This is a genomic window from Pseudomonas turukhanskensis, from assembly GCF_027922365.1.
Classification (GTDB): Bacteria; Pseudomonadota; Gammaproteobacteria; order Pseudomonadales; family Pseudomonadaceae; genus Aquipseudomonas; species Aquipseudomonas turukhanskensis.
This window is the reverse complement of the sequence record NZ_BSFN01000001.1, coordinates 58,519-75,570: the sequence shown is the minus strand read 5'-3', so window position 1 is coordinate 75,570 and position 17,052 is coordinate 58,519. Positions and strand designations below refer to the sequence as shown.

General features: G+C 61.1%; 13 protein-coding genes. 3 read left to right on the top strand and 10 right to left on the bottom strand.

Features of this window, described 5'->3' with window-relative positions:
• Positions 1-442 precede the first annotated feature (442 nt).
• Complete coding sequence (gene mdtD, locus PKE98_RS00295) at positions 443-1,867, bottom strand: multidrug transporter subunit MdtD (RefSeq protein ID WP_271193234.1); 1,425 nt, start codon at positions 1,865-1,867, stop codon at positions 443-445.
• Positions 1,868-2,061: 194 nt separating this feature from the next.
• On the opposite strand from mdtD, the gene torT reads away from it, so the two are divergent.
• The gene (gene torT, locus PKE98_RS00290) at positions 2,062-3,093 is read left to right on the top strand and encodes a TMAO reductase system periplasmic protein TorT (protein ID WP_271193233.1); all 1,032 of its coding nucleotides are present in this window, start codon (positions 2,062-2,064) and stop codon (positions 3,091-3,093) included.
• Positions 3,094-3,573: 480 nt separating this feature from the next.
• Here the strand turns inward: torT and betA are convergent, their stop codons facing one another.
• The 7 genes from betA to PKE98_RS00255 all read right to left on the bottom strand — a co-directional run bounded on the left by betA (position 3,574) and on the right by PKE98_RS00255 (position 12,006).
• Positions 3,574-5,256 (bottom strand): choline dehydrogenase, encoded by a 1,683-nt coding sequence (gene betA / locus PKE98_RS00285; RefSeq protein WP_271193232.1) that lies wholly within the window; start codon positions 5,254-5,256, stop codon positions 3,574-3,576.
• A gap of 150 nt (positions 5,257-5,406) precedes the next feature.
• On the bottom strand, positions 5,407-6,879 hold the full coding sequence (gene betB, locus PKE98_RS00280; protein ID WP_271193231.1) for a betaine-aldehyde dehydrogenase: 1,473 nt from the start codon (positions 6,877-6,879) through the stop codon (positions 5,407-5,409).
• A gap of 41 nt (positions 6,880-6,920) precedes the next feature.
• Positions 6,921-7,511, bottom strand: coding sequence for a transcriptional regulator BetI (gene betI / locus PKE98_RS00275; protein WP_271193230.1), 591 nt, complete (start codon positions 7,509-7,511; stop codon positions 6,921-6,923).
• A gap of 223 nt (positions 7,512-7,734) precedes the next feature.
• Positions 7,735-8,913, bottom strand: a complete 1,179-nt coding sequence (choV, locus tag PKE98_RS00270) for a choline ABC transporter ATP-binding protein (protein ID WP_271193229.1) — start codon at positions 8,911-8,913, stop codon at positions 7,735-7,737.
• A complete protein-coding gene (choW, locus tag PKE98_RS00265; protein ID WP_271193228.1) occupies positions 8,910-9,755 on the bottom strand; it encodes a choline ABC transporter permease subunit in 846 nt (281 codons plus the stop codon). The genes choV and choW overlap by 4 nt, the downstream gene beginning before the upstream one ends.
• 92 nt (positions 9,756-9,847) lie before the next feature.
• The gene (locus PKE98_RS00260; RefSeq protein WP_271193227.1) at positions 9,848-10,789 is read right to left on the bottom strand and encodes a choline ABC transporter substrate-binding protein; all 942 of its coding nucleotides are present in this window, start codon (positions 10,787-10,789) and stop codon (positions 9,848-9,850) included.
• A gap of 266 nt (positions 10,790-11,055) precedes the next feature.
• Positions 11,056-12,006, bottom strand: coding sequence for a choline ABC transporter substrate-binding protein (locus PKE98_RS00255; protein WP_271193226.1), 951 nt, complete (start codon positions 12,004-12,006; stop codon positions 11,056-11,058).
• 331 nt (positions 12,007-12,337) lie between these two features.
• On the opposite strand from PKE98_RS00255, the gene PKE98_RS00250 reads away from it, so the two are divergent.
• Positions 12,338-13,714: an L-serine ammonia-lyase gene (locus PKE98_RS00250; protein WP_271193225.1), complete on the top strand. Its 1,377-nt coding sequence runs from the start codon at positions 12,338-12,340 to the stop codon at positions 13,712-13,714.
• A gap of 475 nt (positions 13,715-14,189) precedes the next feature.
• Positions 14,190-15,293 carry a choline metabolism transcriptional regulator GbdR gene (gene gbdR / locus PKE98_RS00245; protein ID WP_271193224.1) on the top strand — a complete coding sequence of 368 codons (1,104 nt, stop codon included), beginning with the start codon at positions 14,190-14,192 and terminating at the stop codon, positions 15,291-15,293.
• Positions 15,294-15,459: 166 nt separating this feature from the next.
• Here gbdR and PKE98_RS00240 read toward each other — a convergent pair whose 3' ends face one another.
• Together PKE98_RS00240 and PKE98_RS00235 are read right to left on the bottom strand one after the other, a co-directional pair.
• Positions 15,460-15,723: a hypothetical protein gene (locus PKE98_RS00240; protein WP_271193223.1), complete on the bottom strand. Its 264-nt coding sequence runs from the start codon at positions 15,721-15,723 to the stop codon at positions 15,460-15,462.
• A gap of 857 nt (positions 15,724-16,580) precedes the next feature.
• Entirely contained in the window at positions 16,581-17,048 is a 468-nt protein-coding gene (locus PKE98_RS00235) for a thioesterase family protein (RefSeq protein ID WP_271193222.1), read from the bottom strand.
• Between the last annotated feature and the right edge of the window lie 4 nt (positions 17,049-17,052).

The window sequence follows — 17,052 nt, the reverse complement described above, 5'->3', positions numbered from 1 at the left end:
CGTTGTCCATTTCGCAACCCTGGATCCCAGCCTGCGCTGGGATGACGGAGGGGGCGCAAGAACACCGTCATCCCGGCGCAGGCCGGGATCCAGAATGCCGTGCCTTGGCTTGAGGACTTTTGGAGTGGGCTGTTGCAGTTACTTAGGCTGACTCGTTTACCCCAGCACCGTTGTCCCTTTCGCAACCCTGGATCCCAGCCTGCGCTGGGATGACGGAGGGGGGAGCAAGAACACCGTCATCCCGGCGCATGCCGGGATCCAGAATGCCGCGCCTTGGCTTGAGTACATGTGGAATGGGCTATTGCAGTTACTTCGGTTGACTCGTTTACCCCAGCACCGTTGCCCCTTTCGCAACCCTGGATCCCAGCCTGCGCTGGGATGACGGAGGGGGGCGCAAGAACACCGTCATCCCGGCGCAGGCCGGGATCCAGAATGCCGTGCCTTACTCCTGAATCTCGGTAGTCACCCGCTTCGCCGAGCGCCCATCCTCACGCGCCAGCTGCAAAAAGATCGCAGCCGCCAACAGCGTCAGCACGCCCACGCAAAAGAACGTGAGTTGGAAGGCGCCGAGCACGCTGCTGATTTCGCCACTGTCGATTTCACTGGTAAAGCCGCCCAACAGCGCCGCGCCGGAGGCAATGCCCAGGCTGATCGCCAACTGCACCACCACCGACAACAGGCTGTTGCCGCTGCTGGCGCTGCTGTCGTCGAGGTCGATCAGGGTGACGGTGTTCATCGCCGTGAACTGCATCGAATTCACTGCCCCCAACAGCCCCAGCTGAATCAACAGCACCGCGTAGGGCGTGGTGGCGGTCACCAGGCCCAGGCTGGCGAGCAGGGCGCCGAGCAGCAAGGTATTGCCGGTCAGTACCGTGCGGTAGCCAAAGCGATCAATGATCGATTTGGCCAAAGGTTTTACCGCCATTGCCGCCAGCGCCAGGGGAATCATGCTCATGCCCGCCTGCGCCGGTGAATACCCCAAGGCCACCTGCAACAGCAGCGGCACCAGAAACGGCAACGAACCGCTGCCCAGCCGCGCGAACAGGTTGCCCAGAATGCCCACGGCAAAGGTGCGGGTGCGAAACAGGCGGGGGGAAAACAAGGGCTCGGCCACTTGCCCGGCACGCAGCCAGTACGCTGCCAGGCACGCCAGGCCGCCGAGCAACAGCAGCATCACGCGCATATGCGCCAGGTGCAGCTCGCCCAAGCCTTCCAGGGCAACGGTGATCAGCACCATGGCGCCGCCAAACAGCAAAAACCCCAAGGTGTCGAAACGGCTGCGCTGCGGCCCGCGCAAATCCGGCATTACCCGGTACACGGCGATGCAGCCGATCAGGCCGACCGGGATATTGATCAGAAAGATCCAATGCCAGCTGGCGTACTCCACCAGCCAGCCGCCCAGCGTCGGGCCAATCAACGGGCCGAGCAGACCGGGCAGGGTGATAAAACTCATGATCCGCACCAGCTCCGTGCGCGGGTAAGCACGCAGCACCACCAGCCGGCCAACCGGCATCATCAGTGCGCCACCGAGGCCCTGCACGATGCGCGCGCCCACCAATTGCGGCAGCGTGGTGGACAGGGCGCACAAGAGCGATCCGCAGCTGAACAGCAAAATGGCGCCGAAGAAAATCCGCCGCGTGCCAAAGCGGTCGGCAATCCAGCCGGAAGCGGGAATCAGCAGGGCCACGGTAAGCATGTAAGCGATGACCACCGACTGCATGCGCAGCGGGTCTTCCAAGAGTTCGCGGGCCATGGCCGGCAGGGCGGTGTTGAGGATGGTGCCGTCCAGGGTCTGCATAAAAAATGCGATGGCGACGATCCAGGGCAGCAAGCGGGCAGTGCGGGCATCGAGGGGGCTTACAGGCATTGGTGGCTCTCAAGGCAGGGCGGCAAAGCGGGGGCAACACTGCACGGACTTTAGGCCCATGGCCGCATGGTTTCCAGTGCACTGCCGCTCTTACGGGCAATTGCATTGGCGTGGTGCTAGCAATAGTCTGGGTGGGCCGTCAGAGGTTGTACTGACGTACCGATGTGTTCCTGGCTATGTATAAGGCGCTTGCGATGCGGGTGACATTCCCAGTGGTGGTTACGCTTTGCTTGTGTCTGCCCGTGCAGGCGCAGGAGTGGTTTCCGGTACCGGTAATGAGTGATGGGCAGGTGCTCGATTATCAGCCGCTGAGCAAAGCAGCCAGGCCCTGGCGTGTCTGTGCATTGCTGCCCCAGGGCCTGGGCCGCTATTGGTGGGCGATGTCCTGGGGCCTGTCGCAGGAGGCGCAGCGCCAAGGCGTGCGACTGGGCGTCTACGATGCCGGTGGCTACCAGAACGACGCCGTGCAACGCGAGCAGTTCGCCCACTGCGCTGAACGTGGCGCGGACGCTTATATCGTCGGCGGCGTTAGCGCGCAGGGGTTATGCCCGCAGATTCAGGCTGTGGCCGAGCACGGCGCACCGGTGATCGATCTGGCCAACCGCCTGGACTGCCCGGGCGTGCGAGCGCACGCGCGGGTCGACTTCGCCGAAATGACCAAGCAGGTGGTGGCTTACTTGCTTGCCGACAGCAAAGGGCGCGCGGTGCGCGTTGGCTGGTTTCCCGGGCCCGAAGGCGCTGCGTGGCTCAAGGATGCCGAGGACGGTTTGCGCGAGGCGATTGCGGGCAAGTCTGTGACCCTGATCCATGGCGGTTATGGCGTCGCCGATATCTCCGGGCAGGCGCCGCTGGTGCGTGATCTGCTCGCGCGCGAACCCAATCTTGATTATGTGCTGGGCAATGCCGAGGCGGCGGCGTTCGCTTCGCGGCTGCGGCATAACAGTGCGCCGCGGTATCACTTCAAGGTGCTGTCGTTTTATGCCAATGAACGGTTGCTGGAGCCGATTGCCGAGGGGCAGGTGTTGGCGGCGCCGACCGATTCGCCGGTGGTGCAGGCGCGTATTGCGGTGGACCTGGCGGTGCGGATGTTGGAGAAGCAGCAGGTGCCGAGGATGATCAGTCCGCAGATCATCATGCTCGACAGGAGTACTGTGCGGCAGCTGGATTTGGGAGTGCTGATGGCGCCGAGTGGGCAGTGGATGATTCGGCAGGATTTGCCGGATTAACTGTCTGGTTTGTTCGCGCCTTACGCGTGGCGGACCTTTTCGATCTTTTCGCGCGTTACGCACGAGGCTTTTGTAGGGTGTGCTCCGCGCACCTTTCGGTTTATCAGGCGACTGCGTTTTTGTTCTTTACCGCGTGTGTTGAACGTTTTGTTTCGCGCCTTACGCGCGAGTTTCTTTTTCCAGTCGATGAAAAAGAAACCAAAAAATCTTGCCCCCACCTTGGGTTTTCACTGCGTGAAAACTTCCCTCGTTCCATCGCCGCTCCGGGGGCACGCCACGACGGGCCGTCCCTGGCCCATCGTGGCTCTCGCGGCATCCATGCCGCTCAACCCCCTACGCGACGATTCCACTCGGCCTGCGCTCAAGGGGCGAGTAGATCAAGATCAAAAACAGATCAAAAGCAGTGGATCAAGTGAGGTCGCTGCCCAAACCTCACCCCTCGCCCGCTTGCGGGAGAGGGGCCGGGGGTGAGGGCGGGCTTTAACGCAAAGGCGTGCCTCTGACCGGCGCGCCATTGGCCACGTAATACGGCGCTGTACTGCGAGGCAACGGCGTCCGGCCGCGGATTTTGTCGGCGATTTTTTCCGCGATCATGATGGTCGGCGCATTCAGGTTGCCGGTGACAATCAGCGGCATGATCGAGGCGTCCACTACGCGCAAACCTTGCACGCCATGCACGCGGCCTTCGCCATCGACCACGGCCATTTCATCGCTGCCCATCTTGCAGGAGCAGGAGGGGTGGAAGGCGGTTTCGGCGTGTTCGCGCACGAATTGGTCGAGCTGCTCGTCGGTCTGTACGTCGGGCCCGGGGCTGATTTCGCGGCCGCGGAAGGGGTCCAGCGCTGGCTGGTTCATGATCTCGCGGGTCAGGCGAATGCCGTCGCGGAATTCTTGCCAGTCCTGTTCGGTGGCCATGTAGTTGAACAGGATGCTCGGGTGCTCATGGGGGTCTTTGGATTTGACCTGGATACGCCCGCGGCTCGGTGAGCGCATGGAGCCGACATGGGCTTGAAAGCCGTGCTCTTTCACGCCGTTGCTGCCGTTGTAGTTAATCGCCACGGGCAGAAAGTGGTATTGGATATTCGGCCATTCGAATTCCGGGCGGGTGCGGATAAAGCCGCCGGCTTCGAACTGGTTGCTGGCGCCGATGCCTTTGCCCAGAAACAGCCATTTGGCGCCAATCTGTGGCTGGTTGCGCCACAGCAGCGACGGGTACAGCGACACCGGTTGGGTGCAGGCGTATTGCAGGTACATTTCCAGGTGGTCTTGCAGGTTTTCACCCACGCCCGGCAGGTCGTGCACCACAGGAATGCGCAGTTTTTTAAGCAGCTCGGCCGGGCCCACCCCTGAGCGTTGCAGAATCTGCGGCGAGGCGATGGCGCCGGAACACACCAGCACTTCGCGGCGGGCCATGGCTTCCACCGGAATCGAGCTGGTGCCTTTGAGGTAGGCCACGCCGACGGCGTGTTTGCCTTCGAACAGCACGCGGTCGGTGACGGCGTGGGTGACGATGGTCAGGTTTGGGCGTTTGCGCGCCTGGTCGAGATAACCCCGGGCGGTGCTGGAGCGGCGGCCCGCTGGCGTGACGGTACGGTCCATGGGGCCGAAGCCTTCCTGCTGGTAACCGTTGAGGTCGGTTGTGGCGGGGTAACCGGCCTGCACGCCGGCTTCGACCATGGCCTTGAACAGCGGGTTGTTGCCGGCCTTGGGCGTGGTCACGCTCACCGGGCCGTCGCCGCCGTGGTAGTCATCGGGGCCGATGTCGCGGGTTTCGGCTTTGCGGAAGTAGGGCAGGCAGTCCAGGTAGGTCCAGTCTTCCAGGCCTGGGGTTTTCGCCCAGTTGTCGTAGTCCAGCGCGTTGCCGCGGATGTAGCACATGCCGTTGATCAACGACGAACCGCCCAGGCCCTTGCCGCGTCCGCATTCCATGCGGCGGTTGTTCATATGCGGTTCAGGGTCGGTTTCATAGGCCCAGTTATAGCGCCGGCCTTGCAGCGGAAAGGCTAACGCGGCGGGCATCTGGGTCCGAAAATCCAGGCGATAGTCCGGGCCGCCAGCTTCGAGCAGCAACACGGTCACGTCGGCATCTTCGGTGAGCCGGGTGGCCAGGGTGTTACCGGCGGAGCCGGCACCGACGATGATGTAATCGAATTCTGTGTTCATTTCTGTACCTGACTTGGAACCGGTTCCCGCCTTTAGTCCGTCATTCCCGCGCAGGCGGGAATCCTGAATTTTTCGGCGAGCGCGTACTTCTGAACGAGCCTGGATCCCCGCCTGCGCGGGGATGACGGTGGGTGCAATACGATGGGTGCGTTAGAAAACCGAGGTATACCCACCCAACTCCACCTGCACTGACTTGATGCGGGTGTATTGCGCCAGGGTCACCAAACCGTTTTCACGGCCAACGCCCGATTGTTTGTAGCCACCCACCGGCATTTCGGCCGGCGACTCGCCCCAGGTGTTGATCCAGCAGATGCCGGCTTCCAGCTTGTGGATAACCCGGTGCGCACGGTTCAGGTCCTGGGTGATGATGCCGGCGGCCAGGCCGAACTCGGTGTCGTTGGCGCGGCGGATCACTTCGTCTTCGTCGTCGTACACCAGAATGCTCATCACCGGCCCGAAGATCTCTTCGCGCACGATGGTCATGTCATCGGTGCAGTCGCTGAATACGGTTGGGGCCACGTAGGCGCCTTTGCCAAATTCGCCCTCAGTCACCCGCTCGCCACCGATCAACAAACGCGCGCCTTCCTCTTTGCCCTTGGCGATGTAACCCAACACGTTTTCCATGTGGGCGAAGCTCACCAGCGGGCCGAAGTTGGTGGTGTCGTCGGTCGGGTCGCCGAGGCGAATGCGCTGCACGCGCTCCAGTACCTTGGCTTCAAACCGTGCCTGCAAACTGCGCGGCACAAACACCCGGGTGCCGTTGGTGCACACCTGGCCGGAGCTGTAGAAGTTGGCCATGACGGCAATGTCGGCGGCGCGGTTGAGGTTGGCGTCTTCGAAGATGATCAGCGGGCTCTTGCCGCCCAACTCCATGGTCACTTCTTTCAGCGAGGAGCTGGAGGCGCTGGCCATGACTTTCTTGCCGGTGTCGGTGCCGCCGGTAAACGAGATTTTTTCGATCCGCGGGTGTTCGGTCAGCCAGGTGCCCACTTCGCGGCCGCTGCCGGTCAGCACGTTAAACACGCCGTCGGGCAAACCGGCGGCGGTGTAGATTTCGGCAAGCTTCAAGGTGGTGAGGGAGGTCACTTCGCTGGGTTTGAAGATCATCGCGTTGCCGGCGGCGAGCGCCGGGGCGGATTTCCACAGGGCGATCTGGATCGGGTAGTTCCAGGCGCCGATGCCGGCCACCACGCCCAGCGGCTCGCGGCGGGTGTAGACGAACGAGGTCTCGCGCAGGGGGATCTGCTCGCCTTCGATCGCCGGCACCAAGCCTGCGTAGTACTCCAGCACGTCGGCGCCGGTGACAATGTCGACATAGCGGGTTTCCGACAGCGCCTTGCCGGTGTCCAGGGTTTCCAGTTCGGCCAACTCGTCGTTGCGCTCGCGCAGAATATCCACGGCCTTGCGCAGAATGCGCGAGCGCTGCATGGCGGTCATGGCCGCCCACACTTTCTGACCCTTTTCGGCGCTGGCCACTGCTCGCTCCACATCTGCCTCTGAGGCCCGTTGCACCTCGGCCAGTACTTCACCATTGGCCGGGTTGATGGCCTGAAAAATGGCGCCGCTGGTGGCGTCGACATAACCGCCATCGATATAGAGTTTTTGCAGGGGAAAACGGGCCATGGTGTCCTCGCGAAAGTCAAAAATAGGGGAGAGGGGCTGCGTCAGCCCGCCTGCCTGGCCAGTTGTTGGTCCAAGTAGTCGAAGGCAATCTGCAGCGCTTGCTGGGTATCGAACGCTTCGCCACTCAAGGCGCCGCGCAGCCACAAGCCATCAATCAGGGCGGCCAGACCACGGGCAGCGGTGCGCGCCTCGGCAATCGGCAGTACGCGGCGAAATTCGCAGCAGATATTGGAATACAGACGGTGGTCGTTGATGCGTTGCAGCCGGCGCAAGGACGGCTGGTGCATGCTGCTGGCCCAGAAGGCCAACCAGGTTTTCATCGCCGGGCCGTTGACCTGGCTGTCATCGAAGTTGCCCTCGATGATGGTGCGAATCTGTGCCCGTGGGCTGGTGTCTTCCAGGAGCAGGCGACGGTCGCGCACCGACAGGCTCAGGGCTGTCATCAGGTGGCGCATGGTGGCTTCGAGTAGACCGTTCTTGTCTTGGAAATAGTGGCTGATGATGCCGTTGGACACCCCGGCCAGGCGTGCGATCAGGGCGATGCTGGCATCCATGCCCACCTGGTCTACCGCTTCCAGGGTGGCGTGAATCAGCTGCGAACGGCGGATGGGTTGCATCCCTACTTTGGGCATCGTTGTACTCCTGACATCCAGACGCTGCGGGCTTTCTGGCAGTCTAGAGCGTTTTTATTGAACGAGGAATCAATAAAAACGACGGGGTGTACCCCTGAGCGACATGGTTGGACGTTCAGATTCTGGATTCCCGCATGCGCGGGAATGACGGAGGCGATTGGACTAACTCCGTCATCCCCGCGTAGGCGGGGATGCAGAATCGCCAGGCGTAAACAAACGAGCGTTACCCGAGGTTTTTACCGAGCAGCGCGTGATACAGCTCGCTATCGCCCAGCACCCCAACCACCCGATTCTCATCATGCAGCACCAGCTTGTGCCCGGTCTGATAACGGATCTGCAGCGCATCGCGCATGCCGATATTGGAGTCCACCAAAGTAGGGCGGCGGGTCAGGCCTTCCACCGCATCACCGGGTGCCCAGTTCTGCAAGGTGATGGCGTCGCTACCTTGGCGTGCGCCCTTGAACATATTGCCCTCGGCCAGGCCGAGCCAGGAGTCGTTGCCCGGGTCCAGGCACACTTCGCCATTTACTCGGGTGCACTTGTCCAGGGTGCGCATCAGGCTGCGACCACACAACACGTTGAGCGGGTTGGTGTGGGCCACGAAGGTGCGCACGTATTCATCGGCCGGGTTCAATACGATCTCTTCCGGCTTGCTGTACTGGATGATGCGGCCGTCTTTCATGATGGCGATGCGGCTGCCCAGCTTCAGTGCTTCATCGAGGTCATGGCTGACGAACACGATGGTTTTGCTCAGCTTGCGTTGCAGCTCCAGCAGCTCGTCTTGCAGGCCCTGGCGGATCAGCGGGTCGAGGGCCGAAAAGGGTTCGTCCATCAACAGAATGTCGGCATCCATCGCCAGCGCGCGGGCCAGGCCTACGCGCTGTTGCATGCCACCGGAAAGCTCGTCCGGGCGCTTGTTACGCCACTGGGTCAGGCCCACCAGTTCCAGTTTGTCGTTCACCAGCTTGTTGCGTTCGGCAGCCGGGCGGCCCTGCATTTCCAGGCCGAAGCTGATGTTTTCGCGCACGGTCAGCCACGGCATCAGAGCGAACTTCTGGAACACCATGGCGATGCGTTTGGTGCGCATGGCCTTGAGCGTTGCCGGGGAGCAGTTGGCGATATCCACTTCCTGGCCTTCATGCTCGATCAGCAGACGGCCACGGCTTACGGTGTTGAGCCCGTTGATGCAGCGCAGCAGGCTGGATTTGCCCGAGCCCGACAGGCCCATCATCACGCAGATCTCGCCGCGCTCGACATCCAGGCTGGCTTTTTCCACGCCGACCACCAAGCCGGTCTTTTTCAGAATCTGGTCGCGGGTCAGGCCCTGGTCCAGCAGCGCCAAGGCTTCCTTGGGGTACTTGGAGAAGATGACGTCGACGTTGTCGAAACGAATCATGCTCATTGTTCAACCCTCACTTTCGCTTCGGGCTGTTTGCATACCCGGTCGAGGATGATGGCCAGCAGCACAATGGCCAGGCCAGCTTCGAAGCCGAGTGCGATATCGGCAGTGTTCAGTGCGTTGACCACCGGCTTGCCCAGGCCATCGGCGCCCACCAGGGCGGCAATCACCACCATCGACAGCGACAGCATGATGCACTGGGTAATGCCGGCAGCGATGCTCGGCATGGCGTACGGCAGCTCGATACGGGTGAGCAGTTGGCGGCGCGAGCAGCCAAAGGCTTTGCCGGCGTCCATCAGTTCAGTGGGTACATCGCGAATGCCCAGGTACGTCAGGCGAATTGGCGCGGCCACCGCAAACACCACGGTGGAAATCAGCCCCGGCACAACGCCCAGGCCGAACAGGGTCAGGGTAGGAATCAGGTACACGAAAGTCGGTACGGTTTGCATCAGGTCTAGGATCGGCTGCATCACCGTGTAAAAGTGCGGGCGGTGCGCGGCCATGATGCCCAGCGGCACGCCAATCAACACACAGATGAACGTGGCGAACAGCACCTGCGCCAGGGTTTCCATGGTTTCTTGCCAGTAACCCAGGTTAAGGATCAGCAGAAACGACAGGATGCAGAACAGGGTCAGGCCCCATTTGCGTTGAATCAGGTGGGTGAGCAGGCCGAACAGGCCGATCAACACCAGCGGATTGAAAAAGGTCAGGCCATTGGTTACCCCGTGAATCATGAATTCCAGGGCAGAGGCGATGGCATCGAAATACGACGCTCCATGCTGGGTCAGCCACTCTACAAATTCGGCGATTTTCTCGCCCAGAGGGAGTTTTTCAAAAGTCGGCATGGTAGTGAGTGTCCACATGCGGGGGGATAGGTACAGCCTGCCGTGCGCGCCGCAGGGTTAGCTGCGGGCGCCCGGTTACTGCTCGAACGGAGTTACTTGGCGAGAGCGGCTTTGGCGGCATCGATGCCGGGTTTGCCGTCCAGGGTGGTCACGCCGGCCAGCCAGGTGTCGAGTACTTGCGGGTTGGCTTTGAGCCAGGCCTTGGCGGCGACATCCGGCTTCTGGTTTTCGTTGAGCACGGCGTCCATCAGGTTGTTTTCCATCTCCAGGGTGAAGGAGAGGTTGGTCAACAACTTGCCGACGTTGCTGCACTCTTGCACGTAGCCTTTGCGCACGTTGGTCAGCACAGTGGCCTGGCCATAGTTGGGGCCGAAGTACTCGTCGCCACCGGTCAGGTACTTCATCTTGTTGCGGGTGTTCATCGGGTGCGGTTCCCAACCCAGGAACACCATGAACTCGTTTTTACGCGTGGAGCGTTTGAGTTGCGACAGCATCGCCGCTTCGCTGGACTCCACCACCTTGAAGCCCTTCAGGCCGAAGGCGTCTTTATCGATCATGCTCTGGATCAGACGGTTGCCGTCGTTGCCAGGCTCGATGCCGTAGATCTTGCCGTCGAGCTTGTCTTTGAATTTGGCGATATCGGAAAAGTCTCTCAGGCCAGCCTCATAGGCGTAGTCCGGTACCGCCAGGGTGTATTTGGCGCCTTCGAGGTTGGCGCGCACGGTTTCCACGGTGCCGGCATCGCGGTAGGCCTTGATGTCGTTCTCCATGGTCGGCATCCAGTTGCCGAGGAACACATCGAGGTCTTTGCCAGCGGCCAGCGACTTGTAGGTCACAGGCACGGAAATCATGGTGGTCTTGGTTTTGTAACCCAACGACTCCAGCACCGCACTGGTTACCGCGGTGGTGACAGTGATGTCGGTCCAACCCACATCGGAAAAGCGCACGGTGCTGCATGCTGCCGGTTCTGCGGCGCTGGCCAGCAGCGGCAGGCCCAGGGCGACGGCCAACAGCAAGGGGGTGAAAACTTTCATGGGACTGACTCCTTATGATTTTGTTTTGGCAGTGCAGTACTGAACGAAGGTTGCCGCTTCTTGTGTAGCCCAAGGCATCAAGCCTCCGGTTGAAGGCGCCATGCAGCGCTGCCGGTAAAGAGCCTAGCGGTCGTGTCGAGAACGATCATGGAACAGGGCAAAACAAACGCATACAGGGTGCGTCGCAACCAGTGCAGAGGGCGTCGTATCTGGCACCGGTGAGGTCGTTTACGACCTCCTGGGCCACCAACACCTGCACTTTCGCTTCACAGTTGCAGCTTGCTTTTCACAATTGGCAGCGCCGGTTGCCCGTCGCGGTTGGTCACACCCTGCAACCAGGCATCGAGCACCTGCGGGTGAGCCTGTAGCCAATTCTTGGCGGTCTGGCGCGGGTTGAGGCTCTGGTTGAGCACGCCATCCATCAATTCGTTTTCCATATTCAGCTGGAACTCCAGGTTGGCCAGCAGCTTGCCGACGTTGGCACATTCCTGGGCGTACCCCTTGCGCACGTTGGTGTATACCGTGGCGCCGCCGTAGTCGGGGCCGAAGTAGTCGTCACCGCCTTCGAGGTATTTCATTTTGTAGTGGGTGTTCATCGGGTGCGGCTCCCAGCCCAGGAACACGATCCACTGATTGAGGTGGCCGGCGCGCTCGACGCTGGCAAGCATCTTCGCCTCGTTGCTCTCCACCAGCTTGAAGGTGCCGATACCGTAGGCGTTCTCTTTGATCATCTTGTTGATCAGGGCGTTGCCGTCGTTGCCAGGCTCAATGCCGTAGATTTTGCCGTCGAGTTTGTCCTTGAACTTGGCCAGGTCCTTGAAGCTTTTCAGGCCGCCGTCATAGACATAGTCCGGAACGGCCAGGGTGTACTTGGCGCCATGCAGGTTGGCCCGCAGGGTTTCCACGGTGCCGGCATCGCGGTAGGCCTTGATGTCGTTTTCCATGCTCGGCATCCAGTTGCCGAGGAAGACATCGAGCTGTTTGTCCTGCAGCGACTTGTACGTCTGCGGCACGGACAAGCGTTTGACGCTGGTGACATACCCCAGGTTGCCCAGCAGCAGGCGGGTAACGGCGGTGGTCACGGTGATGTCGGTCCAGCCCACGTCGGCAAAGCGCACCAGCTTGCAGCTTTCCGGTTCGGCGGCGGTGGCCAATACAGGCTTCGTCAGGCCCACTCCGAACGAGAGAGCCAGGCAAACAGAGGTCACGAATTTCATAGTCGGCGCGTTCCTTAGCGTGGGGTCAGCGCTGCAAGGCAGCGCTTGAAAAGTCAGTGGCCATGCAGGCCAGTCCATACAGTCGCAGGAAGCGTGCCGGGCGCGGCGACTATGCGCGTGCCATGTGACAGCGACCACGCAGGAGGTCGCGAATGGATGTGCCGATGTCGTATTCAGCGCGCAGCTGTCGCAGGTGGATGCGCGGGCAGAATCGGGCGACGTTAGTGGACATGACCGCGTCGTTGCCGGACCCCGTGCGCCCGGGCAAAAGCCGGATGATCCGCGCACTTGCGGGCGTTCTTCCCGCCCTGTACCGGTTGAGGAAAACAGCATGGCCATCAGCGTATTCGACCTGTTCAAGATAGGCATCGGCCCCTCCAGCTCCCACACCGTCGGCCCCATGCGCGCCGCCGCGCTGTTCGTTCAAGGCTTGCGTGAACGCGGGCAGTTGCAGCAGGTCCGCCGCGTGCAAGTGCGCCTGTACGGCTCACTGTCGGCCACCGGCGTCGGCCATGGCAGCGACAGCGCAGTGATCATGGGCCTGATGGGCGATTGGCCCGACGCCATCGACCCGGCCACCATCGCCCCCCGTATCGCCGCCCTGCACGACAGCGGCTGCCTGCTGCTCGACGGTCATTTCGAAGTGCCGTTTCAGTGGTCGCGCGACATGCTGCTGCTGGACGAAAACCTGCCGTATCACCCCAACGCCATGACCCTGATTGTTGAAGGCGAAGACGGCGAGTTGCACCGCGATACCTATTATTCGGTGGGCGGTGGTTTTGTCGTGGATGCCGAGCAGGCTGCCAGTGGCGTGCTCGACCAGGACCACACCGAGCTGCCCTACGACTTTTCCAGCGCCGAAGAACTGCTGCAGCTGTGCAAAACCCACAACCTGCGGGTGTCCGAACTGATGATGGCCAACGAGAAGGCCTGGCGCAGTGAAGCGGAAATTCGCCAGGGCCTGATGCGCCTGTGGAAAGCCATGCGCGACTGCGTGGACAACGGCCTCAAGCACGAAGGCATTCTGCCCGGCGGGCTCAACGTCAAACGCCGCGCCGCCAAACTGCACCGCAGTCTTCAAGAACTGGGCAAACCCAATGTCATTGGCTCGACCTTAAGCGGCATGGAATGGGTGAACCTGTTCGCGCTGGCCGTTAACGAAGAGAACGCCGCCGGTGGGCGCATGGTGACCGCGCCCACCAATGGCGCCGCCGGCATCATTCCCGCCGTGCTGCACTACTACGTACGCTTTAGCCCGGCGGTGACCGAGGCGGATGTTTGCGAATACTTTCTGGCCGCCGCCGCCATCGGCATCCTGTGTAAGAAGAACGCCTCGATCTCCGGCGCTGAAGTGGGTTGCCAGGGCGAGGTCGGTTCGGCCTGCGCCATGGCCGCGGCAGGCCTTGCCGAGATTCTCGGCGCCACGCCGGGGCAACTGGAGAACGCCGCCGAGATTGGCCTGGAACATAACCTGGGCCTTACCTGTGATCCGGTCGGCGGGCTGGTGCAAGTGCCCTGCATCGAGCGCAACGCGATTGCCGCAGTAAAAGCCATCAACGCCGCACAGATGGCCCTGCGTGGCGACGGCGAACACTTTATTTCCCTCGATCGAGTAATCCGGACCATGCGCGACACCGGCGCCGATATGCACGACAAATACAAAGAGACCTCGCGCGGTGGGTTGGCGGTAAGCGCAATCGAGTGTTGATGTTTCCACCGTCGATTTTTCGTAGGAGCGAGGGGGCGGCCATCCGATTGCTCGCGAAGCTCTTCGTTTGCAGGGTTCGCCAGCAAGCTGGCTCCTACGGGGCCGTTGTGGACCTGCACAGTTTTTGATCGTTACGTGAAAAACACGCCATGTTTTGGCGCGAGCTACGGCAAGCCTTTCACCAGTTGTGCGCCAGCAGTGACAGTTTTCAAAGGTGCCGTAAGAGCATTCGCCAAAGTGCTACGAAACTGCTCAGTCACGCTGCCCGCCTGCGGTCTAGCACCTTCGTTCTGACCTTATAAGCAGGGGCGATTTAGAGCCTCAGCGACGTCGTTTTTGGTTTTTTTTGAATGCCCGTTCAATTTAGGCATGGCCTTTGCGTTATGCCTGACCATAGCCCGACGGTGTAATCGCACGTGGGCCATAAAAATAAAGAGCCTCGGCTGAGGCCATACCTGCGTGAGGAGATACCGTGATGTCGCTGTTCAACCAAGGGGCTCAACCCCAGAACCGTGCTCCACAATCCATCGGCTTTCTGCTGCTGGATAATTTCACTCTGATTTCCCTGGCTTCGGCCGTCGAACCGCTGCGCATGGCCAACCAACTGTCTGGTCGCGAGCTGTATCGCTGGACCACCATGACCCTGGACGGCAATCAGGTTTGGGCCAGCGACGGCCTGCAAATCACCCCCGACTGCGCGGCGGCAAAAGCGCCGGCGCTGGACATGGTGATTGTCTGCGGCGGCATCGGTATTCAACGCAGTGTTACCCGCGAACACGTTTTGTGGCTGCAAACCCAGGCGCGTCAGTCGCGCAAACTGGGTGCCGTGTGCACCGGCAGCTGGGCACTGGCCTGCGCCGGTCTGCTCGATGGGTTTGATTGCAGCGTGCACTGGGAATGCCTGGCCGCGATGCAGGAAGCGTTTCCCCGTGTAGTGATGAGCACTCGTCTGTTTACCCTGGACCGCAACCGCTTCACCAGCTCAGGCGGCACCGCGCCGCTGGACATGATGCTGCACGTGATCTCCCGCGAGCATGGCCGTGAGTTGTCGGCGGCGATTTCGGAAATGTTCGTCTACGAGCGCATTCGTAACGAGCAGGATCACCAGCGTGTACCGCTCAAACATATGCTCGGCACCAACCAGCCCAAACTGCAGGAAATTGTGGTGCTGATGGAAGCCAACCTAGAAGAGCCCATCGACCTCGACGAACTGGCGGTGTACGTCAACGTGTCCCGTCGTCAGCTTGAGCGCCTGTTCCAGAAATACCTGCACTGCTCGCCGTCGCGTTACTACCTCAAGCTGCGCCTGGTGCGTGCACGACAGCTGCTCAAGCAGACGCCGATGTCGATCATCGAAGTGGCGTCGGTGTGTGGGTTTGTCTCCACGCCGCACTTCTCCAAGTGCTACCGCGAGTACTTCGGCATTCCGCCGCGCGATGAGCGCATGGGCTCCAACACTGCGCAGCAAGTGGCGATGATGCCGATTCCGCAGGCGTTGGTGCTGGCGTCTACGCCGGGGGCAATGTCGGCCTTGAGTCAGGCGCGATCGGAATCGACGTTCGCCAGCGTAAGGCTGTAGGTTCGGTTGAGCCAAAGGCGAAGCCCAACGATACGCTGCCATTCGCCCCAGCAGCGGCGTCAAACAGAACGACCATAAGCTGCACGCGTCCTGTTTGACATCGTTGGTGGTGGCGGATTCTCGGTATTGTTGGGCTTCGCTGCGCTCAGCCCAACCTACGCCGCTTTCATCCGCCATGACTCTCTTTGTACTGCGCCAGCGCCGGCAGCAACTGCCGCGAAATGGCTTCGCGTACGGCCGGCAGCATCACTGCGCCGCTGCCTAGCATCTGTTCCACCAATTTGCGCAGGGCCAGTGCCCGTGGAGCGTCCAGGCCGATGACAGCGTGCTCGCACGCCTGCTCGGGTGTGGCGCCGGCGGGCACGGCAAAACCCAGGGTTTGCAGACGTTCGCGCAGGTCGTCCTGGTCGATCAGGTCAGCGTGCATCATGGCCGTGGTCCTTTTACGGGGAGTGGTGGAGCGATTCTGGTGAGGGTGTGACGTACTCACAAGCGCGATGGCTGTTATATGCATGAGCAGGTCGTTTTCAAGCAATTTTCGGTCGTTCGCAATCGGCACAATGGCCGCCAGAGCGTCAGCCTTGAGTGGCAATACGTTGGCCGTTTGGTTGGGTTTGGTCACCCGATCGAAGTTGTCGGTTTGGCGTGGACTCTCCCTGTTAGAAGCAAACTTAACCTCCCGCGCTGTGTCGGCTTTGCGGGAGGTTTTTTTTGGGTGTAAGAAAGCGATCGGCTGCGCGTCGGCATTGCTGCGTTAAAAATGGCGTATCAATGCTCATGGGCACCAGCCCACTGCGCTTGAAACGCCATTTTTGCCTTGCACTGCTCTAGCTCGCTCGATCTCGATTTTGGGTGGGGCTGAACCTCAACATCAAAAGCTTGAGGCTTTTTAAGCGGGTTTGTGGGGAACGTTGTTCTTCTTCGTTACCGCGTGTGGTGGGCGTTTTGTTTCGCGCCTTACGCGCGAGTTTCTTTTTCCAGTCGATGAAAAAGAAACCAAAAAATCTTGCCCCTACCTTGGGTCTACGCTGCGCTCCGACTCCCCTCGCTACGTCGCCGCTCCAGGGGCCGGCGAGAAGGGCCATCCATGGCCCTCACGCCTTTCGCGGCTCCCGGCCGCTCAACCCCTTCCACGGCGACTCCGTTCGGCCTGCGCTCAAGGGGCGGGTAGATCACAAGCGAAAGCAACAGCAGATCAAAGGCAAGACGTAGGGCGAATATCCGCGCAGCGGATATCCGCCGAGTCGGCGCGGATTTTGTAGGAGAGGCTTCAGCCGCGATGCTTTTTTAGCCTGGCAACGCCATCACTCGCCCTGCATATTCGGGTTTTGGTAGTTCACCTTGGGCTTTGACCAGCCCTGCAATCCGCGCGGCTGTCGTGGCGCTGAACGGTGCTGATTTTGGGCCACTCATGTCGACGTGCAGCAGCATCTGTTCGCTTACGGCCACGGCTTCTTCCCGCCCTTCGCGGTGCAGGCTGAGGTAGAGGTGCAGGCGTTTGCGGTCGTGGCCGAGTATGTGCAGGCGCACGTCCACGGGCTCGTCTTGTTTTACTTCGTGCAGGTAGTTGATGTGCGCTTCCAGGGTGAACAGGGAGTGGCCGCTGGCGGCGCGGCCGGCGGCGTCGAGACCGATCTGGTCCATCAGGGTGTCGACGGCCTGGCTGAAGATCAGCAGGTAGTAGGCGTCGCGCAGGTGGCCGTTGTAGTCGACCCAGTCGGCGCTGACGCGGGTTTGGTAAATACGCGGTGGCATGGGG